The sequence below is a fragment of the Pseudomonas guariconensis genome, from assembly GCF_900102675.1.
GTDB classification, from domain to species: domain Bacteria; phylum Pseudomonadota; class Gammaproteobacteria; order Pseudomonadales; family Pseudomonadaceae; genus Aquipseudomonas; species Aquipseudomonas guariconensis.
Genome location: NZ_FMYX01000014.1, coordinates 1 through 23,421, shown reverse-complemented (window position 1 = coordinate 23,421; position 23,421 = coordinate 1). Strand labels below are relative to the sequence as shown.

Below are 23,421 nucleotides of genomic sequence, written 5' to 3'. Positions count from 1 at the left end.
AGAGCCATAGCGTTTCAGTGGCAGGTGCAATACCTGCCCTTTATGCACGGGCAACAAAGGAGAAGCTGTATGCAAGTCAACATCAGTGGACAGCATGTAGAAGTCACTCAACCACTGCGCGAGTATGTCCTTGAAAAGCTCGCCCGCGTGGAGGGGCATTTCGACAAGATCACCAACGTGACGGTGATCATGAAGGTCGAAAAACTGCAGCAGAAGGTGGAGGCCACACTCCAGATTCCCGGCGGTGAAGTGGTCGCCAATGCCGAACACCAAGACATGTATGCAGCGATCGACGCCCTGGCTGACAAGCTCGACCGCCAACTGAAAAAACATAAGGAAAAACAGCAAAGCCTGCTGCAAGGTGCAGCCGCCCGCTGATCCCTCTCATCCATGATCCGACTTGAAACCATCCTGACCCCCGGCCGTTCCCTCGTGAACGTGCCGGGCGGCAGTAAAAAGCGCGTGCTCCAGGAAATCGCCACCCTGATCGCCAGGGAAGTGCCCGAACTGGAGATGGAAGACGTATTCGAAAAACTGGTTGGCCGTGAAAAGCTCGGATCCACCGGTTTCGGCAACGGCATCGCCATCCCCCATTGTCGCCTCGAAGGCTGCACCGCTCCGGTCAGCGCCCTGCTGCACCTGGATGCCCCCATCGACTATGACGCCATCGATGGCGCGCCGGTGGATCTGCTGTTCGTCCTGCTTGTGCCAGAAGCCGCCACCGACGCCCACCTTGAACTGCTGCGCCAGATTGCCAGCATGCTCGATCGCAAGGAGGTCCGCGATCGCCTGCGTGCCGCCAACAGCAGCGAGGCCCTGTACCAGGTAGTCCTGGACGCACAGAACGAGCACTGAACATGCGCCTGATCATCGTCAGCGGCCGGTCTGGCTCCGGCAAAAGCACCGCCCTCGACGTGCTGGAAGACAACGGTTATTACTGCATCGACAACCTACCCGCCGGGCTATTGCCGCAGTTGGCAGAAAACGCGTTGATCAATACCGAACTGCTGCAACCCAAGGTGGCTGTCTCCATCGACGCGCGCAACCTGCCCAGTCACCTGACGCGCTTCCCCGAACTGCTTGAGGGCGCGCGAGCCCAGCATATCCAGTGCGACGTGCTGTATCTGGATGCCGACGAGGAGACCCTGCTCAAGCGCTTCTCCGAAACGCGTCGTCGACACCCGCTGACCAACGCCAATCGCTCCCTCGCCGAAGCGATCCGTGTCGAAAGCGAACTGCTGGGCCCGATCGCCGATCTGGCCGATCTCAAGATCGACACCACCAACCTCAACCTTTACCAGTTGCGCGACTCGATCAAGCTGCGTCTGCTCAATCAGCCCGAGCCAGGCACAGCGTTTCTGGTGGAGTCCTTTGGCTTCAAGCGCGGCATGCCCGTGGATGCCGATCTGGTGTTCGATGTCCGTTGCCTGCCTAATCCGTATTGGAAGCCCGAGCTACGCGAACACTCCGGGCTGGAGCAGCCGGTAATCGACTACCTGGCCGCCCAACCGGATGTCGAAGAGATGTTCCAGGACATCTCCAGTTATCTGCTCAAATGGCTGCCACGATTCGCCGCCAGCAATCGCGCCTATGTCACCATCGCGATTGGCTGCACAGGCGGTCACCACCGTTCTGTCTACCTGACCGAGCGCCTGGGCCAACTTTTGCAACCCACCCTGAAAAACGTCCAGGTCCGCCATCGCGACCTCTAGCCCACAGGATCCGCACCCCAATGCCCGCCCGCGAAATCACCATCATCAACAAGCTGGGGCTCCACGCCCGGGCGGCAGCCAAGTTCGTTGGCGTAGCCGGGCGCTTCCCCTGCCAGGTCAGGGTGGGGCGTGCGCCGGACAAAATGGTGGATGGCAAGAGCATCATGGCAGTGATGATGCTCGCCGCGGGCAAGGGCACCCAGGTGCACCTGATGACCGAGGGAGAACAGGACAATGAGGCCATGGACGCCTTGGTCGAGTTGATCAACAACTATTTCGACGAAGGCGAGTAATCCGCCGCGAAGGGCTCAAATCGAGCCGACCTGGCTGACCTTGCCGCGTAGCCGTACCGGCTCAGATCCAATTCTGGGATGGCAACATCCCCCACACAGAACAAAAGCAAAGGGCCGCTATGCGGCCCTGAGTTTCAATCGTCCCGCCTGCTGGCAGGTATCAGCTCCCCGCCACCGTCATCCGCTCGATCAGCACCGAGCCGCTATGAATATTGCTCCGGGTTTCGATATCACTGCCGATCGCTACGATCTGCTGGAACATGTCCTTCATGTTGCCGGCGATCGTCACCTCCTGGACGGGGAACTGGATCTCGCCATTCTCTACCCAGAAGCCCGCCGCGCCGCGGGAGTAATCCCCCGTCACCATGTTGAGGCCGTGCCCCATCAGTTCGGTTACCAGCAAGCCACGCCCCATGCGGCGGATCAGTGCGGCCTGGTCCTCCACCCCATGGGTGACGAACAGGTTATGCACACCACCAGCGTTGGCAGTACTTGGCAGTCCCAGCTTGCGTCCGGAATAGGTGCCCAGCAGGTAGGAGACCAGCTCGCCTTTTTCCACGAATGGCTTTGCATAGGTCGCCAGGCCATCGCCGTCGAAAGCTGCGCTTCCCAGGGCTCGCGGCAAGTGGGGACGTTCATCGAGCGTCAGCCAGGTAGGGAACAGACGCTGGCCGATAGCGCCATCAAGGAAGGAGGATTTACGGTACAGATTGCCGCCGGAGATGGCCGACAGGAAGCTGCCGAACAACCCGCCGGCCAGTTCCGCGGAAAACAGCACGGGCACCTCGCAGGTCGGCACCGGACGAGCACCCAGGCGGCTGGCGGCACGCTGTGCGGCGCGCTGCCCGATGCTACGCGGGTCGGCCAGCAATTGGCCCTGGCGATTGACGTCGTACCAGTAGTCACGCTGCATCTGTCCTTCGCCTTCGGCGATCATCACGCAGCTCAGGCTATGGCGCGTGGAGGCATAACCGCCGATGAAACCGTGGCTGTTGCCATAGACTCGGCAGCCTTGGTGGGTGTTCAGGGTCGTGCCATCGGCATTGAGGATGCGCGGGTCGGCATCGAAGGCTGCGGCCTCACAGGCCAATGCCATCTCGACGGCCTTTTCCGGCTCCAGGGCCCAATCATGGTAAAGGTCGAGATCAGGGATCTCGCGGGCCATCAGCGCCGCATCGGCCAGGCCTGCGCATTCATCCTCGGAGGTGTGCTGGGCAATGGCCAGCGCAGCCGCCACAGTCTCGCGAATCGCGTCCGGGCCGCTGGCCGATGTACTGGCCGAGCCTTTGCGCTGGCCAACATAAAGGGTGATACCAAAACCTTGATCGCGGTTGAACTCGACCGTCTCGACCTCACGTTGACGCACCGTAGTGGACAAGCCCTGCTCCAGCGACACCGCAACTTCGCAGGCGCTGGCGCCCTGGCGACGTGCTTCGGCGATGATCGCCTCGACCTGTTCCTGCAACGCCGGCAGGTCCTTGGGGCCTACGCTCTGGACTGCACTCATGGTTCTCTCCACTCGAAATTCTGCGTACGGCTAGGGTCATTCTACGACCGGGCCGGACAAGCGGCCCCCGACTGGTTATCATGGCGGCGATTTCTAGCGGACTGCCACCATGGTTGATTCTTACGACGACGCCTTCGACGGCGAAAAAAGCAAAACCCAGATCAAGCGCGAGCTGCATGCGCTGGTCGAGCTCGGAGAGCGCCTCACCACGCTCAAGGCCGATACCCTGGCTCGCCTGCCCCTGACCGACGAGCTGCGCCGGGCACTGGCCGAAGCCCACAAGCACACTGCTCATGGTGCTCGCAAACGCCATATGTCGTTCGTCGGCAAGCTGATGCGCGATCAGGACATCGATGCCATCCATGCACTGCTCGAACAAATCGACAGCTCGAGCCGCCAGTACAACGAACGTTTCCATAACCTGGAGCGTTGGCGCGATCGCCTGGTCGATGGCAATGACGAAGACCTCGAGCGCTTCGTCAACGAGTATCCCGACACCGACCGCCAGCACCTGCGCTCGCTGATCCGTCATGCCCAGCACGAGAAGGCCCGGAACAAACCGCCGGCCGCCGCGCGCAAGGTCTTCAAATACATACGCGACCTCGACGAGACCCAACGGGGCCTGCGCTGAGGTCCTCGTCCCGGGGCTGACATGCAACCCCGGTGAAATCCCAAAGGACCGCAATGCGGTCCTTTACCCTTGTCACGCGCCTGTACCACCCACGGTGATCGCGTCCAGTTTCAGGGTCGGTTGGCCAACGCCTACCGGCACCGATTGCCCATCCTTGCCGCACGTCCCGACGCCGCTGTCCAAAGCCAGGTCGTTGCCGACCATCGAAACCCGGCTCATCGCCTCCGGACCATTGCCGATCAGGGTCGCACCCTTGACCGGCGCTGTGATCTTGCCATCCTCGATGAGGTAGGCCTCGCTGGTCGAGAACACGAACTTGCCGCTGGTGATATCAACCTGGCCACCACCGAGGTTGGCGCAGTAGATACCCTTTTTCACCGAGGCGATGATTTCCTGTGGGTCGCTGTCACCGGCGCGCATGTAGGTGTTGGTCATGCGCGGCATCGGCAGGTGGGCATAGGATTCGCGCCGTCCGTTGCCGGTGACCGCCATGCCCATCAGGCGTGCATTGAGCTTGTCTTGCATGTAGCCCTTGAGAATGCCGTTCTCGATCAACGTGGTGCACTCGGTCGGGGTCCCCTCGTCGTCCACGCTCAGCGAACCACGGCGCCCCTCGAGCGTGCCGTCGTCGACGATGGTGCACAGCGTCGAGGCCACCTGCTCGCCAATACGCCCGCTGTAGGCCGAACTGCCCTTGCGGTTGAAGTCCCCTTCCAGGCCATGGCCCACCGCTTCATGCAGCAGTACGCCGGACCAGCCCGGGCCGAGGACCACCGGCAAGGTACCTGCCGGGGCCGGCTTGGCTTCGAGGTTGACCAGCGCCTGGCGAAGCGCCTCCCGGGCATACCCCATGACCCGCTCCTCGGTGAAATAGCGGTAGTCGGTACGCCCGCCTCCGCCTTGGCCACCGCGCTCGCGGCGACCGTTCTGCTCGACGATCACACTGACGTTGAAGCGCACCAGCGGGCGAACATCAGCTGCCAGGCTGCCATCGACCGCGGCCACCAGGATCCGCTCCCAGACCCCGGCCATGCTCACGGTGACCTGCTGGATACGCGGATCCAGAGCGCGAGTGGCCGCATCCACGCGCTTGAGCAGCTCGACTTTTTCGGCGCGACTGAGCACGTCCAGCGGATTGTCCGGAGCGTACAGGGCCACCACATCCTGGCTGCGGAAGGCCTGTACGCGGCCTTCCTGCCCAGCGCGTGAAATCGATCTCGCGGCACGGGCCGCCGAGGTCAGGGCCTCGAGGTTAATGGCATTACTGTAGGCGAAGCCGGTCTTCTCACCGGACTGAGCACGCACGCCCACGCCTTGGTCAAGGTTGAAACTGCCTTCCTTGACGATGCCGTCCTCCAGCGCCCAGGTCTCTGAAATCTGCCCCTGGAAGTACAGGTCGGCTGCATCGATACCGGGCCCCGCCAACTCGCCAAGCACAGCCTGCAGGCTGTCCAGGGTCAGTCCGCCCGGGGCCAGCAGCTGTTCGCTGACGGTGGATAACATCTGGCTCATAGTCACTCCGAGGTGTGCGCAGGCCGCAAGGCGTCCTGCGAGAAAAAGCGCCGGTGCAAGGCAACCGGCATTCGCGTCCGGATGGACGCCTGTTCTGCGCTGTCGCGCTCGGCCAGCAATACGCCTTCGCCGCGCGCCTGTTCGGCGATGATCCGTCCCCAAGGGTCGATGATCGCCGCATGACCATGGGTTTCCCGTGGTCCCGGATGAGTGCCGCCCTGGGCTGCCGCCAATAGGTAGCACTGGGTTTCGATCGCCCTCGCACGAATCAGCACTTCCCAATGGGCCGCGCCGGTCACAGCGGTGAAGGCCGCCGGAGCGCTGATCAGTTCCGCACCGGCCTCGCGCAAGGCGCTGTACAGCTCGGGAAAGCGCAAGTCGTAGCACACCGTGAGACCCAGACGACCGACCGGCGTATCGGCGACCACCACCTGGCTGCCGTGGGCATAGTCATCGGACTCACGATAGCGCCCGCGGCTGTCAGCCACATCCACATCGAACAAGTGCAGCTTGTCGTAACGCGCCGCGACCTCACCGTCCTCGTCGATCAGCAAAGAGCAGGCATGGGCCTTTGCATCTGGCTGGTCGGCAGGCGGCAATGGCAGGGTGCCGGCCACAATCCATAACCTGAGGTCGCGGGCCGTGCGTTTCAACCAGGGCAGGATCGGGCCCTGACCAAGGGCTTCGGCGTGGCCGATCGCCGCCGCATCGCGCCGCCCCATGGCGGCGAAGTTCTCCGGCAGCACCGCCAGCCGGGCGCCGCCGTCGGCAGCCTGCTCCAACAGAGCCCTGGCGCGCTGCAGGTTGGCCAGCACATCGTCCTGGCTGACCATCTGGATGACCGCTGACTTCATTAGCGTTTCTCGAAAGGTTTCACAAAGGTCATTCTAGGCTCTTTCCAGGGCCCCTCGATGCGGTAGTTCACGCTGGCAAAGCGCGACACACGATCACCGATCAGCCGGTCCACCAGGAACAGGGCGCCACCGACAGCCGGTGCGCCGACGATCAAGGCGGCTAGCGGCAGGTTGTTGGTGACCGGCAAGGTCACCTGCAGGTTTGCATCGACGCGATCGCTCACCAGGTCCAACGTGCCATCGAGTTCGAAGTTGCTCGAGGGGCCTTTGATAGTGATCGGCTCGCGGGTCACATAGACCCCCTGGCTTGCTACCAGCAAGCCCTTGACCCGGTCGTAGGCCAGGCCTTTGTCGAACAGATCGGAGAAGTCCAGGCGTAGACGCCGACCAATGGAGTTGAAGTTGAGCAGGCCGAATACCCGCAGTGCCTGGGCACTGCCTTCGACTTCGACGAACTGACCGGAGCGCAAGGCGGCATCCAGGCTTCCGGAGAAACGCTTGAGCGCCACCCACGCCGGCGAGCCAGGCCAGCGACCATCCACGTCGAGGCGGAAGTCACGGCTGGTGGCGGTGGGCGCGAAGCCCCACGCCTTGAGTACATCGGCCAGGTTCTTGCCCTCCAGGCGGCCTTTGTACCAGCTGCCGGTACTCCCTGGCTCGCCTTCCCAGCCACCGCTTCCATCGATACGCAGGCCTTTAAGGTCCAGGTCGACGTCATCGAAAATCATGCCGCGCGGTGTAGGGCGCAGTTTGACCGCCAGGCTACCGAACAGATCATCTCCGCGGTACAGCTTGTCGATCGTCACATCCAGGGCCGGCACCTTGCGCGGGTCGAAATCCGCGAGCGGGTCCGGCGCATCCTCAGGCTGCTTGCCCGCAGGATCCCCAGGCGGCAGGCGCAAGGTTTGCAATCTGACGACAATCGGCGCCGACTTGGCATCGGGAAGGCGCGCGTTGCCAATGACCTCCCGGCTGTCCAGACGTGCGTCCCAGGCACCACTGCCACGGGCCAGACGCACGACCGCCTGGTTCAGATCGAGGCCAAACGCCTTGAGCTGGCCAATGCTCAAGTCCACGCCCTGCAGGTTCTGCCGGGCATTGCCGCCTGGATCTTGACCTGCGAAGCGCTCCATTTGCGCTTGCCAGGGTGCAATATCCAGCGATTCGATCCGCCCCCGCACCCGCAGGCCCTGGCCAGACGGCAGTTGTGCGGTGCCACCGCCCAGCAGCAGCTCCCCGCGCCCCTGGGCCAGCGTGGCGGCTGGTGCAGCATAGGCGAAGCGGGCAAGCTCACCGTAGCTGGCATCGATACGCCGTTCAGGCCCTTTGAGCGTCATGCTGAAACGGCTGTCGCGGGTGTCCTGAGAGGCCTTGCCGAATGGGGCAGGCAGATCGATTGCCAGGCCTTTGAGCGAGGAGTTGACGCTCAGCCGGTTATCGCGACTGCCCAGGTTGATTTGTAACTGGAAGGGGAGATCGCCTGATGCGGGCAGCGGCTGGGTGAATTTCAGCCAGTCGGTCAGTGCCTTGAGGGGCATCTGGCCACTGGCATCGATGCGGGTCTGGATCTGACCGGGCTTGCCCTCAGCGAAAATCTGCGCGGTGACCGGTTTGCCGAAGGCCTGCAAGGTGATGCTCTTGCCACTTAGGCCTTTGTCCAGATCAAAGCTGAAGTCGCCTTTCAAACGGTTCAACTCCAGGCTCGGCGGGGCGACCTTCAGGCGCGCATCGGCGGTGGCGAAATCGACCTGCACCTTGGGGTGCTCGCCATGGGCCAGGGGAATATCGAGCTTGACCTTACCCTTGAGCGGCCCTTCGCCCTCCCAACCGGCAAACATTTCGCCAGTGCCGATCGGAGCCTCTTGGAGAATCTTCAGGCCATCGCTCAGACGACCATCGAAATCCCCATCAAGGTACAGATGGCTGTGCTCGCCAGCCGCCACATGAGGGATATCGACGCTGACATCACTGACCTGGGTGTCGAGCAGTTGGCCATGCCGGGCCTTGATGCGCACGCCGCTGTCCTCGATCAGCACATCGCCATCGACCTGCTGCACCTGCGGCCAGCCGGGCTGGAAGTCCAGCGCCGCATCGTGCACCTTGAAGAACAGGCTGATGCTCCGCGCTTCGGGCGATGCGCCATGGTTCAGCGAGCCTTGATACTGGAAATAGCCTTCATCGACGTTGCCTTTGACGATAGCGCTGCGCAGCCACTCGTCCAGGGCAGGACTGAGCACCTCGGGCAGGTACTTGGCAGTGTAGCGCCCGTCACCTTCGGTCAGGCCGACGCGCAAATCCATGTAATCCTCGCGGCCTTCCTCGAACAACAAGCGGATGAGGAAGTCAGCGGCAATCTTGCCTTCTTCACCCAGCACCTTGATGTAAGGGGCGATCAGGGTGAAGCCTTCCTGGTCCAGGCGCCAGGTGAGCCGTGCGTTGGCCTTCTGGTAGTGCCAGGGTTTGGCGAAGATGGGATACAGATGCAACATGAAGGCGTCGGTATCCAGGCGCAGTTCGCCTTTGCCCAGGTCGCCGCTGATGCTACCGCTCACGTTACCGGCTGCCGGGGCGCCGTGATAGGCATCGAAGCCGACCTTCTCGAGGTTGGCGGCGAACTGCAGGCGCTGGTCTCCCTCAGCCTTGGGGCGCACGTCCAGGCGCACATTGCGCAGCGCTCCGGTGACCTTTAGGGCGTCTACCACGGCCATGAGTTTTTCCGGCAACGGCGCCAGCCCTTGGACCAGCGGCGTCAGCGGCGTCAGGTCAAGCCGGTCGGCCTGGATCTGCCAGCTTTCCTGGTTCGCCTCCTCGCCGACCTGCTGCTTGAGCTGTACATGGGTTTCCCAACGCTGCTTGCCGATGCTGACGGCCAACGAATCGACCACACCTTCGAAACCGTCCTTGCCGCGCTGGAGCCAGGCGGTCAAAGCCAGGTTATCGAGGGTCACCGCTTTGCGCTCGCTGTAGGCACCGCGCAGCTGCGGCGCATTGAGCCGCACTACCGCCCGTTGCAACTGGCCCCGCCCCCAATCGACCCAGAATTCTCCCCCCGCCCGCAAGGTACGAGCCTTCCACTGCCCCAACAGACGTGGCGGCAGCCAGCGGGCCCAATCGCTTTGCGGCAGGCTCAGGTAGGCTTCGAATTCACCGTCGCGCCAGGCCTGGGCATTGGCGCGGCTATGCACATTGATGGCCATGGGCTGACCATCCGGCAATGTCGCGCGAAGATCCAGGGCCTGGCGGGACGCACCGGCCTGCAAACCCAGGCTCACATAGGTGAGGGTCAGAGGATCGCGTTGCCAGGGATGGAGGGTCACCTGACTGTCGAAGACATCGACCCTGCCCAGTTGTCGCAAGCGTTGCAGGACCTGGGCGGGGTCCAAAGGCGTATCGTCCTTGCGGGGCAGCCCTTCGAGCGCCCATGCGCCCTGTTCGTCCTCACGCAGGATCAGTTGCAGACCGCCCAGCTGGATACGCGCCAGACGCAGTTCGCGCGCTTTGAGGCTGGCCCACAGGTCAGGAACGGCCTTGACTTCATCCAGGCGCAATGCCGAGGCGCCCTCGCCCACTTGCAGGTCGCGCACCCGCAGCACCGGTGCCAGGCCACTCCAGCGTCCCTCGAGGGCACCGACATGCACCGGCAGCCCCAAGGCTTGCTCGGCCTTGCTTTCTACTTCGGCACGGTATTCGGCCACCAAGGGGACCAGTTCCCGACCGAGGCTGACGTACAGCGCCACCAGCACCGCCAGCAGGGCGCAGAATCCCAGCCCCCAGCGGGTCAAGGCGCCTAGAACGTGGGTCAGACGTCCCATGGCCATGGCCCTCCAAGTCGTGCCTTAACTATGGCTCGGTACCGTGGCTTTGCCAGCACGCCCGACCGCATAAAGGTTTCAGAACGAGTCAGAGCAGCACCACATCGTATTGTTCCTGCGAGTACATGGATTCGACCTGGAAGCGAATGGTCCGACCGATGAAAGCCTCCAGTTCGGCAACGTTGCCGGACTCCTCGTCCAGCAGGCGATCGACGACTTTCTGATTGGCCAGAACCCGGTAACCCTCGGCCTGGTATGCCCGGGCCTCACGGAGGATCTCCCGGAAAATTTCGTAACACACGGTCTCGGGCGTCTTCAGCTTGCCGCGTCCCTGGCACGCGATGCAGGGCTCGCACAGCACCTGCTCGAGGCTTTCACGGGTGCGCTTGCGGGTCATCTGAACCAAGCCCAGCTCAGTGATGCCGATGATGTTGGTCTTGGCGTGATCCCGCTCGAGCTGCTTTTCCAGGGTGCGCAGCACCTGGCGCTGATGCTCCTCGTCCTCCATGTCGATGAAGTCGATGATGATGATCCCGCCGATGTTGCGCAGGCGCAGTTGTCTGGCAATGGCAGTAGCCGCTTCGAGATTGGTCTTGAAGATGGTCTCTTCGAGGTTGCGATGGCCGACGAAGGCACCGGTGTTGACATCGATCGTGGTCATCGCCTCGGCAGGATCGACCACCAGATAGCCACCGGACTTGAGCGGCACCTTGCGCTCCAGGGCGCGCTGGATCTCGTCCTCGACGCCATACAAGTCGAAGATCGGCCGCTCGCCCGGATAGTGTTCGAGGCGGTCGGCGATCTCAGGCATCAGTTCGGCGACGAACTGCGTGGTTTTCTGGAAGGTTTCTCGAGAATCGATGCGGATCTTCTCAATCTTCGGATTGACCAGGTCACGTAGGGTACGCAAGGCCAGCCCCAGATCCTCGTAGATGACCAACGGGGCGCCGCAGGTCTGGATCTGGCTGCCGATCTGCTCCCACAGGCGACGCAGGTAACGGATGTCCTGGAGGATTTCGTCGGTCCGGGCGCCCTCGGCGGCGGTGCGCAGGATGAAGCCACCAGCGTCCTTGATGTCTTCTTTTTCCACGCAATCGCTGACCACTTGCTTGAGGCGCTCGCGCTCGGCCTCATCCTCGATTTTCAGGGAAATACCCACGTGGCTGCTGCGTGGCATGTATACCAGGTAGCGCGACGGGATCGACAACTGGGTGGTCAGGCGGGCGCCCTTGGTGCCGATCGGATCCTTCGTCACCTGGACCACCAGCGCCTGGCCTTCATGGACCAAGGCGGTGATGTTCTCCACCGCCGAACCTTCACGTTGGGAGATTTCCGAGGCGTGGATGAAGGCAGCGCGTTCCAAGCCTATGTCGACGAAAGCCGCCTGCATGCCGGGCAGGACGCGTACCACTTTGCCTTTGTAGATGTTGCCGACAATGCCCCGACGCTGTGTGCGCTCGACGTGGACCTCTTGCAGGACACCGTTTTCCACCACTGCCACACGTGACTCCATCGGGGTGATGTTGATCAGGATCTCTTCACTCATGGCAGGCTCTCGTCAAAGGTGTTCGGTAATGATGGATCGCGGTCGAGTAGCTGGCTAGCGCGGCGCTGGAACCTCGTGCTGTTGCCAGCATGCAATCGCGAACTGCCCGAGCAGATCGGCGGTTTCGCTCAAAGGCAGGCCGACCACGGCCGAGTAGCTGCCGGTAAGACCGGTGACGAAGACCGCACCAAGGCCCTGGATGGCATAGCCACCGGCCTTGTCCTGCGGTTCGCCACTGGCCCAATAGCGCTCGGCCTCGCTTGCGCCGATCGCACGGAAACGCACGGTGCTCGCCACGCAGGCGCTCAGGCACCGCTGGCCATCGGTCAAGGCGACGGCGGTGAGCACCTGGTGCTCGCGATCGGAAAGTTCGGCCAGCATGGCCAGGGAATGTTCACGGTTTTCGGGCTTGCCGAGGATGCGGCCATCGAGCACCACGGCGGTGTCGGCCCCCAACACCACCCCAGCGCCTTGAACCTGGGCGAGGCCTGCAGCCGCCTTGGCCCGGGCCAGACGCTCGACATAATCGGCAGCGCCTTCGCCTGGTAGCGGAGTTTCATCGATGGGGGCAGCGACCAGGGTGAACGGGACGCCTATCTGCGCCAGCAGTTCACGACGGCGTGGCGAGCCTGAGGCCAGGTACAGCGGGGTCATGTCGACATCTCCCTGTCAGATTCGGCGTTGCCGTCAGTTGATGTGCAAGCGTCGGCGCAAATCGCGCAGGGCAAAGCTGATCCATGGCCAGAGCAAGGCACTGATGACCGCCGACCAGACCAATGCAAGCGTGGGCAGGCGGTTACCGGTCAGGGCGCTGAGCCACAGCTGGATCAGCTGGGCGATGCCGAAGATCACCAGGATCACCAGGCTCTGCTGCCACATGGGATACATACGCAGGCGCTGTTGCAAGGACAGTACCAGGAACGTGATCAGCGTCAGGATCAGGGCGTTCTGCCCTAACAGGGTGCCGTACAGCACATCCTCTGCCAGACCGAGAATGAATGCAGTGGTCATGCCGACCTTGTTGGGCACCGCCAAGGTCCAGAAGGACACCAGCATGGCCAGCCACATGGGCCGGAACACTTCCATGAACTGGGGCATTGGCGAAACGCTGAGCAACAGGCCGATGATGAATGTCAGCCAGATCACCCAGCCGTTCTTGCTGCGGGAGCGAGCCATCATTGTCTCCGGGAGGGGGGCGGTGCTGCGGGAGCCGATGCCGGCGCGGCAGGGGCAGCAGCAGGTGCAGGGACCACAGGCGCGGCGGGGGCGGCCGCTGGGGCAGGTGTCGTGGCAGGCGTACCCTGCCCGCCTTCGCCGGTACCCTGGCCGTTGGTGCCCGTCGCGCCTTTGCGATCGGCCTCTTCCTGGGCGATCCCGGCATCGGTAGCACGCTGCTCGGCCGTGCGCCGGTCGCTGAACACCAGCAACATGTAGCGGCTGCGGTTGAGCGCGGCGGTGGGAATCGCGCGCACGATCGCAAATGGCTGACCGGAATCGTGGATCACTTCGTTGACGGTGGCCACCGGGTAACCTGCAGGGAAGCGCTGGCCCATCCCGGAGCTGACCAGCAGGTCGCCCTCTTTGATGTCAGCCGTGTCAGCCACATGACGCAGCTCCAGACGCTCCGGGTTGCCGGTGCCGCTGGCGATGGCCCGTAGGCCGTTGCGGTTGACCTGGACCGGAATGCTGTGAGTGGTGTCGGTCAGCAACAGAACGCGCGAGGTGTAAGGCATCAACTCGACCACCTGCCCCATCAGGCCACGGGCATCGAGCACCGGCTGACCGAGGAACACGCCGTCACGCTCGCCCTTGTTGATGAGGATGCGGTGAGTGAAGGGGTTGGGGTCCACGCCGATAAGTTCGGCCACTTCGACCTTCTCATTGACCAGCGCCGAGGAGTTCAGCAATTCGCGCAACCGCACGTTCTGCTCGGTCAGGGCCGCCAGCTTCTGCAGCCGCCCTTGCAGCAACAGGGCTTCGGTCTTGAGTTTTTCGTTTTCCGCGATCAATTCGGTACGGCTGCCGAACTGGCTGGCCACACCCTGCCACAGGCGTTGCGGCAAGTCGGTGACCCAATAGGATTCCATCAGTACCAGCCCCATCTGGCTGCGCACTGGCTTGAGCACCGCGAAGCGCGAATCGACCACCATCAGCGCGACCGACAGCACCACCAGTACCAGGAGACGAACGCCCAGCGAGGGGCCCTTGGAGAAAAGCGGTTTAATGGGCCGTTCCTCGTGGACGACGATTCAGGAGGTCATTGGACATGAAGCAATGCACCGGCCTGCTTGCGGGTTAACGGAAACGACGCCCGGACGGACGCCAGCCCAGCGCATACAGGTAGCACTGTGCGTGCTACCTGTAAACCGGGCGAACACAATCCATGCATGCATGGACCGTATGGGATCACTCGCTGGAGAGCAGATCCATGGCGTGCTTGTCCATCATCTCCAGTGCACGACCACCACCGCGGGCAACGCAGGTCAGAGGATCTTCGGCGACGATCACCGGCAGGCCGGTTTCCTGGGCCAGCAGCTTGTCGAGGTCACGCAGCAGCGCACCGCCACCGGTCAACACCAGGCCACGTTCGGCGATGTCCGAAGCCAGCTCTGGCGGCGACTGCTCCAGGGCGCTCTTGACCGCCTGGACGATGGTTGCCAGGGATTCCTGCAGGGCTTCGAGCACCTCATTGGAGTTGAGGGTGAAGGCCCGCGGCACGCCTTCAGCCAGGTTACGGCCACGAACGTCGACTTCGCGAATTTCGCCGCCCGGGTAGGCGGTGCCGATTTCCTGTTTGATGCGCTCGGCGGTGGATTCGCCGATCAGGCTGCCATAGTTGCGGCGTACGTAAGTCACGATGGCTTCGTCGAAGCGATCACCACCTACCCGCACGGATTCGGCGTAGACCACGCCGTTCAGGGAAATCAGCGCGATCTCCGTGGTGCCACCGCCGATGTCCACGACCATCGAGCCGCGGGCTTCCTCTACCGGCAGGCCGGCACCAATGGCTGCGGCCATCGGTTCTTCGATCAGGAACACCTCACGGGCACCGGCTCCCAGGGCGGACTCGCGAATGGCGCGGCGCTCTACCTGGGTCGATTTGCACGGCACGCAGATCAGCACACGCGGGCTGGGCTGCAGGAAGCTGTTCTCGTGAACCTTGTTGATGAAGTACTGCAGCATTTTTTCACAAACGCTGAAATCGGCGATCACGCCGTCCTTCATCGGACGAATGGCAGCGATGTTGCCAGGCGTACGGCCCAGCATGCGCTTGGCCTCGGTACCGACCGCGACGACGCTTTTCTGGTTGCCGTGGGTACGAATGGCAACGACCGAGGGTTCATTCAGGACGATACCGCGCTCACGCACGTAGATAAGGGTGTTGGCAGTACCCAGGTCGATGGACAGATCGCTGGAAAACATGCCACGCAGTTTCTTGAACATGGGAAAGTGACCCTAGGCAAAGCGTGGGTAAAAAAGTGCGGCAAACTCTAACAATGGCGGGGATTTTGGGCAAGGAGCCAATATGTTAAATTGGCAGTTTTTCCGAGCACGCCAGCAGATGATCGCGGCCGTATGACCATCGATCGGCTGGCATGTTCCTCACCACGGACCCTATCCGTTCCGTTTTTCCTGGAGATCCCCATGGCGCTTCAACGCTGCGACGTGGAAAAGATCGCCCATCTGGCCCGCCTGGGCCTGAATGAAGGCGAACTGCCACGCATTACCGATGCCTTGAACAGTATTCTCGGGCTGGTCGACCAGATGCAAGCCGTCGACACCAACGGCATCGAACCCCTGGCCCACCCTCTGGAGGCCAGCCAGCGTCTGCGCCCCGACCAGGTTACCGAAAGCAATCAGCGTGACCGCTACCAGGCCATCGCCCCGGCGACCGAAAACGGCCTGTACCTGGTTCCGAAAGTCATCGAGTAAGGGAAACAGCCTGCCATGCATCAATTGACCCTGGCCGAGATCACCCGTGGACTCGCCGACAAGTCGTTTTCCTCCGAAGAGCTGACCGGCGCCCTGCTGGCGCGCATCAAGCAGCTCGACCCTCAGATCAACAGTTTCATCAGCATTACCGAAGAGCAGGCCCTGCAACAGGCCCGCGCCGCCGACGCCCGTCGCGCTGCCGGCGAGAACAGCCCCCTGCTCGGCGCACCGATCGCCCACAAGGACCTGTTCTGCACCAACGGCATCCGCACCAGCTGCGGCTCGAAGATGCTCGACAACTTCAAGGCGCCCTATGATGCCACCGTGGTCGCCAAGCTGGCCGAAGCCGGCATGGTCACCCTGGGCAAGACCAACATGGACGAGTTCGCCATGGGCTCGGCCAACGAATCCAGCCACTATGGCCCGGTGAAGAACCCCTGGAACCTCGAGCACGTCCCTGGCGGTTCTTCGGGTGGTTCCGCCGCTGCAGTGGCCGCGCGCCTGCTGCCGGCCGCCACCGGCACCGACACCGGCGGTTCGATCCGCCAGCCGGCTGCACTGACCAACCTCACCGGTCTGAAGCCGACCTACGGTCGCGTCTCGCGCTGGGGCATGATCGCCTACGCCTCGAGCCTCGACCAAGGCGGCCCGATGGCTCGCACCGCCGAGGACTGCGCCTTGCTGCTGCAGGGCATGGCCGGCTTCGACGCCAAGGACTCCACCAGCATCGACGAGCCGGTGCCGGACTACAGCGCCAGCCTGAATGCACCGCTCGAAGGCCTGCGCATCGGCTTGCCGAAGGAATACTTCGGTGCCGGCCTCGACCCACGCATCGCCGACCTGATCCAGGCCAGCGTCAAGGAGCTCGAAAAGCTCGGCGCGGTGATCAAGGAAATCAGCCTGCCGAACATGCAGCACGCGATCCCGGCGTACTACGTGATCGCGCCCGCCGAGGCCTCCTCCAACCTGTCGCGCTTCGACGGCGTGCGCTTCGGCTACCGCTGCGAGGAGCCCAAGGACCTCACCGACCTGTACAAGCGCTCCCGCGGCGAAGGCTTCGGCATCGAAGTGCAACGGCGCATCATGGTCGGCACCTACGCCCTGTCGGCTGGCTATTACGACGCCTACTACGTCAAGGCGCAGCAGATCCGCCGACTGATCAAGAACGACTTCATGGCCGCCTTCGAGCAGGTCGACGTAATCCTCGGCCCAACCACGCCGAACCCGGCCTGGAAGCTCGGTGCCAAGAGCAGCGACCCGGTCGCCGCCTACCTGGAAGACGTCTACACCATTACCGCCAACCTGGCCGGCCTGCCGGGCCTGTCGATGCCAGCCGGCTTCGTCGAAGGCCTGCCGGTCGGCGTGCAGCTGCTGGCGCCGTACTTCCAGGAAGGCCGCCTGCTCAACGTCGCGCACCGTTACCAGCAAGTCACCGACTGGCACACCCGCGCCCCTAACGGCTTCTGAGGAATTCACACATGCAATGGGAAGTTGTGATCGGGCTGGAGATTCATACCCAGCTCGCCACCCAGTCGAAGATCTTCTCCGGCAGCGCCACCACCTTCGGCTCCGAGCCGAACACCCAGGCCAGCCTGGTCGACCTCGGCATGCCCGGCGTTCTGCCGGTGCTGAACCAGGAAGCCGTGCGCATGGCCTGCATGTTCGGCCTGGCGATCGACGCCGAAATCGGCAAGCGCAACGTGTTCGCGCGCAAGAACTACTTCTACCCGGACCTGCCCAAGGGCTACCAGATCAGCCAGATGGACCTACCGATCGTCGGCAAGGGCCACCTGGACATCGCCCTGGAAGACGGCACCATCAAGCGCATCGGCATCACCCGCGCGCACTTGGAGGAAGACGCCGGCAAGAGCCTGCACGAAGACTTCAGCGGCTCCACCGGCATCGACCTGAACCGCGCCGGTACGCCACTGCTGGAAATCGTCTCCGAACCGGACATGCGCAGCGCCAAGGAAGCCGTGGCCTACGTCAAGGCAATCCACGCCCTGGTCCGCTACCTGGGTATCTGCGACGGCAACATGGCCGAAGGCTCGCTGCGCTGCGACTGCAACGTTTCGGTCCGCCCGAAAGGCCAGACCGAGTTCGGCACCCGCTGCGAGATCAAGAACGTCAACTCGTTCCGCTTCATCGAGCGTGCGATCAACAGCGAGATCCAACGCCAGATCGACCTCATCGAGGACGGCGGCAAGGTTGTCCAGGAAACCCGTCTGTACGACCCGAACAAAGACGAAACGCGCTCGATGCGCAGCAAGGAGGAGGCCAACGACTACCGTTACTTCCCCGACCCGGACCTGCTGCCAGTGGTGATCGAGGACGCCTTCCTCGAAGCTACCCGCGCCAGCCTGCCGGAACTGCCGCAGCAGAAAGTCGAGCGTTTCCAGAGCCAGTACGGCCTGTCGGCCTATGACGCCAACGTATTGGCAGCTAGCCGCGAACAGGCCGACTACTTCGAGGAAGTCGCCCGCATCGGTGGCGACGCCAAGCTCGCCGCCAACTGGGTGATGGTCGAGCTGGGCAGCCTGCTCAACAAGCTGGGGGTGGAGATCGACCAAGCCCCCGTCACTGCCGAGCAGCTCGGCGGCATGCTGCTGCGCATCCGTGACAACACCATCAGCGGCAAGATCGCCAAGACAGTGTTCGAGGCCATGGCCGCCGGTGAAGGCGACGCTGACAGCATCATCGAAAGCAAAGGCCTCAAGCAGGTGACCGACACCGGTGCGATCGAAAAGATGCTCGACGAGATGCTCGCTGCCAACGCCGAACAGGTCGAACAGTACCGCGCCGCCGACGAGGCCAAGCGTGGCAAGATGTTCGGCTTCTTCGTCGGCCAGGCAATGAAGGCATCCAAGGGCAAAGCCAACCCGGGGCAAGTGAACCAATTGCTCAAAGCCAAGCTCGAAGGGTGATTCTGTTCTGGGGCTGCTAGGCAGTCCAACGCAGGCATCGCCAGCTTCCGCAGGAGGTATAGCCGCCATCCTGTGGACGCTGGCGAAGCAGGCGATGGGGTGCGTAGCGCCCTGAAACCGCAGTCCTGGAGCTTTCGACTTGATCAAGCGTTCCCTCGGCACCCTCGCCCTCTTTTCCCTGCTGGCCGGCTGCGCCAGTCACGATATCGATTCCCGCGGTTACGACCAGACCGGCACTGCCTCTTATTACGGCTCCCGTCACCACGGCAAACGCACCGCCAGCGGCGAACCCTTCAACCAGCATGGCCTGACCGCCGCCCACCGCAGCCTGCCTTTTGGCAGCCGCGTACTGGTGACCAACCTGAGCAACAAGCGCAGCGTCGTCGTGCGTATCAACGACCGCGGCCCGCACACGCGAGGCCGACTGATCGACCTGTCACGGGCTGCCGCAGAAAAAATCGGGATGATCCGTAGCGGAACGGCGCGCGTCCGGGTACAAGGGCTGAGCGACTGATCTGACAGGAGTCCCAACCATTTTCGACCTGGCCACCCTTCCCACCTTCAGCCTTCTGCAACTGGGCGTGGGCCTCGTGCTGCTCGTCATCGGCGCGGAGCTTTTGGTACGCGCTGCCTTGCGCCTGGCCACGCGCCTGCACGTACGCCCGCTGATCATCGGTCTGAGTCTGGTGGCTTTCGGCAGTACCGCGCCGCAACTGACCGTGAGCCTGCAAGCGGCCTACCAGGGGGCACCGGACGTCGCAGTGGGCAGCGTGGTCGGCAGCAATATCTTCAATGTGCTGGTGATTCTCGGCCTGGCTGCGTTGATCATTCCCTTGCGGGTTTCCCGGCAACTGGTGCGTCTGGACATCCCGCTGATGATCGCCGCCAGCGCGCTGGTCTATCTGCTGGCAATCAACGGACAGCTGGGGCGGCTCGAAGGCCTGCTGCTCTTGCTTGGTCTGCTGGGTTATCTGGCCATGCTCTGGCACCAGTCACGCCACTACGCCCGGACCTACCCGGCCCCCGAGGCCATTCATAGCAGCGCTCCACGCTTCTGGAGCGGCGCCGCGCTGCAAGTACTGTTCGGCCTGGGCTTGCTGAGCCTGGGAGGCCACCTGCTGCTGGAGGCGGCGGTCGAGGTCGCCACCGACCTGGGTCTTTCCGAGCGAATCATCGGCCTTACGGTTGTCGCGGTCTGCACATCGCTGCCCGAGCTCGCAGCAGCATTGATCGCCGCCTTGCGAGGTGAACGGGAGATCGCAGTAGGCACGGTGATCGGCAGCAACCTGTTCAACCTGCTGGCCGTGCTGGGTCTGACCGCCCTGGTCACCCCGACACCCTTGTCGATCTCACCCAATGCCTTGGACTTCGACTTACCGGTGATGTTGGGCGTCGCGGCACTGAGCCTGCCGGTGTTCTATTCCGGCTACCGGGTCACCCGCGCTGAAGGCCTGGTGTTCCTTTGCCTGTATCTGGCCTATGGCCTGCATGTGGTGGCGTTCACCACCGGCATGCCGCTGGCTGGCCGCCTGGAGCGGCTCATGCTGTTCTACGTAATGCCCGTGCTCGGCCTGGTGCTGCTGTACACCACGGTACGCGCCTGGCGCCGTCAACACTAAGGAATTGGATATGACCGACTCGAGAAAATCCGGCGAGCAGATACGCCGCCAGGTCATGGGCGATGCGTTCGTCGACCGGGCACTGAACAACGCCACCGACTTCACCCAGCCACTGCAGGACTTCGTCAACGAACACGCCTGGGGCAGCGTCTGGGCCCGTGAAGGGTTGCCACTCAAGACCCGCAGCCTGATCACCTTGGCCGCCTTGACCGCCCTCAAATGCCCTCAGGAGCTCAAAGGCCATGTCCGCGGTGCATTGAACAACGGCTGCACCGTGGAAGAGATTCGCGAAGCGCTGCTGCACTGCGCTGTGTATGCGGGGGTGCCAGCGGCAATCGATGCGTTCCGCGCGGCACAGGAAGTGATCGACAGCTACGAAGGCTGAAGCCGTCTTCAATGCCCCTCCGCTTCGCGGCCTTACCACACCCACAGGTATTGCGCTGCCTTCATTCAGTGCGCAACACCTGTGGAAGTGGATTCATCCGCGACGAAGCCGCCGCCGTTCTTATCTGGCTTGGCGAGCCTTCTTCAACTTGAACGCCACCCACAAGACCGCGATCCACAGCGGGATCAGCATCACGGAAATGCGGATCGGTGGCGTCAGGTACATCACCACCAAGATCAACACGATGAATGCCAGGCACAGGTAGTTGGTCAGCGGATGTCCCAGACTGCGGTAGAACGGCATGATGCCCGCCGCCAGCTTGGCCTTGCGGAACTTCAGGTGGGTGATGCTGATGCTCGCCCAGTTGATAACCAGTGCCGATACTGCCAGCGCCATCAGCAAGCCGAAGGCCTCCCCCGGCATCAGATAGTTGATCAGCACGCAAAGCCCTGTCGCCAGCGCAGAGACACCCAACGCGGTCAGCGGCACACCCCGGCGGCTGACTTTCAGCAATTGACGCGGGGCATCGCCCTGGCTGGCCAGGCCGAACAGCATGCGGCTGTTGGCGTATACGCAGCTGTTGTACACCGACAGCGCAGCGGTGAGCACCACGATGTTGAGGATGGTCGCCACCAGATCGCTATCCAGTTCGTGGAAGATCATCACGAACGGGCTGCCGCCTTGCACGACTTTCTGCCAAGGGTAGAGCGACAACAGCACCGCAAGGGCGCCGATGTAGAAAATCAGGATGCGATAGACCACCTGGTTGGTGGCCTTCGGAATGCTTTCACGGGGGTTGTCCGCTTCAGCAGCGGTGATTCCCACCAGTTCCAACCCGCCGAAGGAGAACATGATCACCGCCAGGGCCATGATGAGCCCGGTGATGCCGTTGGGGAAGAACCCACCGTACTGCCACAGGTTGGCAACACTGGCGTCCGGCCCGCCATGGCCACTGCCCAGCAGCCAGGCACCAAAGCCGATCATGCTGACGATGGCCACCACCTTGACCAGGGCGAACCAGAACTCCAGTTCACCGTAGACCTTCACCTGGGTCAGGTTGATGGCGTTGATCACCACGAAGAAGATCGCTGCGGTGGCCCAGGTGGGGAAATCCGGCCACCAGTACTGCACGTAGATACCGACGGCCGTGAGTTCGGCCATGCCGACCAGCACATACACCACCCAGTAGTTCCAGCCTGAGACAAAACCTGCGAACTCGCTCCAGTACTGATGGGCGAAGTGGCTGAAGCTGCCAGCGACCGGCTCTTCGACCACCATCTCGCCGAGTTGGCGCATGATCAGAAAAGCCATCAATCCAGCGATGGCATAGCCCAGCAGAACGGACGGGCCGGCCAACTGGATGGTCTGGGCGATTCCCAGGAAAAGCCCGGTGCCGATGGCCCCGCCCAGCGCGATAAGCTGGATGTGGCGATTCTTCAGCCCGCGCTGCAACCGCTCGGGCGTGCTCTGGTCTTGCATGAAGTGTCCTCAATTCGGGAGGCAGTGTTGTTGGTGTTATTTGCAGTCAAGGATCTAGATCCATCCGCCCCACTGCAAGATGAAAATGCCAATATTGGTGGTGATCGCAGCAAGTAGCGTAGTAATCACGATGATCGAGGCTGCCAGCTCATGATTGCCATTGGCGGCCCGCGCCATCACATAGCTGGCAGCGGCGGTCGGGCTGCCGATATAGAGGAACAGGATGCCCAGTTCCGCTCCTCGAAAACCCCATAACCAGGCGCTCAGCGTGCCGAGCAATGGCAGCCAGACAACCTTGACCAGGCTGGCATCGATCGCCAGCCTGCCGCTGTCACGCAGCGCCGCGAGGGACAAGGTGCCACCGATGCAGATCAGTGCCAGCGGCAGGGTCATTTGCGCCAAGTAGTCGCTGGAGGTGAGCAACCAGTTGGGCAATGGAATCTGGGCGTAAGCCATGGGGGCGGCAAGCAGCACGCTGATGATCAGCGGGTTGCTCAGGATGCTCTTGCAGATGCTCCAGGGGTCGGACTTCAGGTCCGGGCTGTAGACCGCCAGGACCACTGCCGACAGGGAGTTGTACAAAAGGATTACCAACCCCGCGAGCACTGCCCCCAGGGAAATGCCGTAGTCACCGTACAGACTGGCCGCCAGGGCCAGGCCGATCACACCGTTGTTGCCGCGAAAGGCGCCCTGGGTGTAGATGCCCCGGTCGACAGGCGGACAGCGCCAGATGGCCAGGCCCCAGGCCATGGCGAAGCCTGCCAGGGTGGCGATGATGAAATAGACCAGTACTCCGGGCTTGACTGCGGTGGCGAGGTCGGCGTGATAGATACCCAGGAACAGTAAGGCTGGCATGCAGACATTGAAGACCAGGGTCGAGGCGACCTTGATGAAGCTGTCGTCGATCAGGCGGATGCGTTTGAGGAGCACGCCCATGAACAGCATGGCGAACACCGGGGCCGTGATGTTCAGCGTCTGGATGAGGAGGGCGAGCATTGCGGGTCCTGGGGGTTGCCGTTAGGGGGCTAATGATACGCGAGCGGTGGGAGTTGCGGGGAATTGGCGGTGATTTAGGAAGCTTCCTGCAAGTTTGGCTTTCAGGCTGGGTGAATATCCGGGTTTGGTGGGGGCGCCACCGGCGCTTTTCGCCTTTACGGCGACCTACTTTTGCTCTTGGGCAAAAGTAGGCAAAAACCGCTGGCTCCCACATGCGG

General features: G+C 62.7%; 22 protein-coding genes. 11 read left to right on the top strand and 11 right to left on the bottom strand.

The window, feature by feature from the left end; translation table 11 throughout:
* Positions 1-69 precede the first annotated feature (69 nt).
* Genes hpf through BLS27_RS20220 form a run of 4 tightly spaced genes read left to right on the top strand, consistent with a single transcriptional unit; the run spans position 70 to position 2,005 of the window.
* Positions 70-378, top strand: coding sequence for a ribosome hibernation-promoting factor, HPF/YfiA family (gene hpf / locus BLS27_RS20235; protein ID WP_043213265.1), 309 nt, complete (start codon positions 70-72; stop codon positions 376-378).
* A 12-nt stretch (positions 379-390) separates the two neighbouring features.
* Positions 391-855: a PTS IIA-like nitrogen regulatory protein PtsN gene (gene ptsN, locus BLS27_RS20230; RefSeq protein ID WP_043213263.1), complete on the top strand. Its 465-nt coding sequence runs from the start codon at positions 391-393 to the stop codon at positions 853-855.
* A 2-nt stretch (positions 856-857) separates the two neighbouring features.
* Positions 858-1,712: an RNase adapter RapZ gene (gene rapZ, locus BLS27_RS20225; RefSeq protein ID WP_043213260.1), complete on the top strand. Its 855-nt coding sequence runs from the start codon at positions 858-860 to the stop codon at positions 1,710-1,712.
* A 20-nt stretch (positions 1,713-1,732) separates the two neighbouring features.
* Positions 1,733-2,005, top strand: a complete 273-nt coding sequence (locus BLS27_RS20220) for an HPr family phosphocarrier protein (RefSeq protein WP_043213258.1) — start codon at positions 1,733-1,735, stop codon at positions 2,003-2,005.
* Between the two features lie 160 nt (positions 2,006-2,165).
* On the opposite strand, the gene pmbA is transcribed toward BLS27_RS20220, so the two are convergent.
* On the bottom strand, positions 2,166-3,512 hold the full coding sequence (pmbA, locus tag BLS27_RS20215) for a metalloprotease PmbA (protein ID WP_043213256.1): 1,347 nt from the start codon (positions 3,510-3,512) through the stop codon (positions 2,166-2,168).
* A gap of 109 nt (positions 3,513-3,621) precedes the next feature.
* On the opposite strand from pmbA, the gene yjgA reads away from it, so the two are divergent.
* Positions 3,622-4,143, top strand: a complete 522-nt coding sequence (yjgA, locus tag BLS27_RS20210) for a ribosome biogenesis factor YjgA (RefSeq protein WP_043213253.1) — start codon at positions 3,622-3,624, stop codon at positions 4,141-4,143.
* A gap of 72 nt (positions 4,144-4,215) precedes the next feature.
* Here the strand turns inward: yjgA and tldD are convergent, their stop codons facing one another.
* From tldD to mreB, 8 genes are all read right to left on the bottom strand, one after another.
* A complete protein-coding gene (tldD, locus tag BLS27_RS20205) occupies positions 4,216-5,655 on the bottom strand; it encodes a metalloprotease TldD (protein ID WP_043213252.1) in 1,440 nt (479 codons plus the stop codon).
* 2 nt (positions 5,656-5,657) lie between these two features.
* Positions 5,658-6,509, bottom strand: a complete 852-nt coding sequence (locus BLS27_RS20200; RefSeq protein ID WP_090346610.1) for a carbon-nitrogen hydrolase family protein — start codon at positions 6,507-6,509, stop codon at positions 5,658-5,660.
* Entirely contained in the window at positions 6,509-10,327 is a 3,819-nt protein-coding gene (locus BLS27_RS20195; RefSeq protein WP_090346608.1) for a YhdP family protein, read from the bottom strand. Before BLS27_RS20195 ends, BLS27_RS20200 begins: the two co-directional genes overlap by 1 nt.
* 82 nt (positions 10,328-10,409) lie before the next feature.
* On the bottom strand, positions 10,410-11,867 hold the full coding sequence (rng, locus tag BLS27_RS20190; protein ID WP_043213244.1) for a ribonuclease G: 1,458 nt from the start codon (positions 11,865-11,867) through the stop codon (positions 10,410-10,412).
* 54 nt (positions 11,868-11,921) lie between these two features.
* On the bottom strand, positions 11,922-12,521 hold the full coding sequence (locus BLS27_RS20185) for a Maf family protein (protein WP_043213242.1): 600 nt from the start codon (positions 12,519-12,521) through the stop codon (positions 11,922-11,924).
* 33 nt (positions 12,522-12,554) lie between these two features.
* A complete protein-coding gene (gene mreD / locus BLS27_RS20180; RefSeq protein ID WP_043213239.1) occupies positions 12,555-13,043 on the bottom strand; it encodes a rod shape-determining protein MreD in 489 nt (162 codons plus the stop codon).
* A complete protein-coding gene (gene mreC / locus BLS27_RS20175; protein ID WP_232095248.1) occupies positions 13,043-14,062 on the bottom strand; it encodes a rod shape-determining protein MreC in 1,020 nt (339 codons plus the stop codon). Before mreC ends, mreD begins: the two co-directional genes overlap by 1 nt.
* 211 nt (positions 14,063-14,273) lie before the next feature.
* Positions 14,274-15,311 (bottom strand): rod shape-determining protein MreB, encoded by a 1,038-nt coding sequence (gene mreB / locus BLS27_RS20170; RefSeq protein WP_039575577.1) that lies wholly within the window; start codon positions 15,309-15,311, stop codon positions 14,274-14,276.
* A gap of 201 nt (positions 15,312-15,512) precedes the next feature.
* Between mreB and gatC the strand changes: the two genes are divergently transcribed.
* The 6 genes from gatC (at position 15,513) to BLS27_RS20140 (ending at position 20,728) form a co-directional block, all read left to right on the top strand.
* Positions 15,513-15,800 (top strand): Asp-tRNA(Asn)/Glu-tRNA(Gln) amidotransferase subunit GatC, encoded by a 288-nt coding sequence (gene gatC / locus BLS27_RS20165; protein WP_043213235.1) that lies wholly within the window; start codon positions 15,513-15,515, stop codon positions 15,798-15,800.
* A 15-nt stretch (positions 15,801-15,815) separates the two neighbouring features.
* Positions 15,816-17,267, top strand: a complete 1,452-nt coding sequence (gene gatA / locus BLS27_RS20160) for an Asp-tRNA(Asn)/Glu-tRNA(Gln) amidotransferase subunit GatA (RefSeq protein ID WP_043213233.1) — start codon at positions 15,816-15,818, stop codon at positions 17,265-17,267.
* 11 nt (positions 17,268-17,278) lie between these two features.
* The gene (gene gatB, locus BLS27_RS20155; RefSeq protein WP_090346604.1) at positions 17,279-18,724 is read left to right on the top strand and encodes an Asp-tRNA(Asn)/Glu-tRNA(Gln) amidotransferase subunit GatB; all 1,446 of its coding nucleotides are present in this window, start codon (positions 17,279-17,281) and stop codon (positions 18,722-18,724) included.
* A gap of 139 nt (positions 18,725-18,863) precedes the next feature.
* The gene (locus BLS27_RS20150; protein ID WP_090346600.1) at positions 18,864-19,238 is read left to right on the top strand and encodes a septal ring lytic transglycosylase RlpA family protein; all 375 of its coding nucleotides are present in this window, start codon (positions 18,864-18,866) and stop codon (positions 19,236-19,238) included.
* 61 nt (positions 19,239-19,299) lie between these two features.
* Positions 19,300-20,343: a calcium/sodium antiporter gene (locus BLS27_RS20145; RefSeq protein ID WP_070577098.1), complete on the top strand. Its 1,044-nt coding sequence runs from the start codon at positions 19,300-19,302 to the stop codon at positions 20,341-20,343.
* Between the two features lie 10 nt (positions 20,344-20,353).
* Entirely contained in the window at positions 20,354-20,728 is a 375-nt protein-coding gene (locus BLS27_RS20140; RefSeq protein ID WP_043213226.1) for a carboxymuconolactone decarboxylase family protein, read from the top strand.
* Positions 20,729-20,848: 120 nt separating this feature from the next.
* On the opposite strand, the gene BLS27_RS20135 is transcribed toward BLS27_RS20140, so the two are convergent.
* Positions 20,849-22,207 (bottom strand): amino acid permease, encoded by a 1,359-nt coding sequence (locus BLS27_RS20135; RefSeq protein ID WP_043213224.1) that lies wholly within the window; start codon positions 22,205-22,207, stop codon positions 20,849-20,851.
* A 54-nt stretch (positions 22,208-22,261) separates the two neighbouring features.
* The gene (locus tag BLS27_RS20130) at positions 22,262-23,203 is read right to left on the bottom strand and encodes an AEC family transporter (protein WP_090346597.1); all 942 of its coding nucleotides are present in this window, start codon (positions 23,201-23,203) and stop codon (positions 22,262-22,264) included.
* Positions 23,204-23,421: the final 218 nt, after the last annotated feature.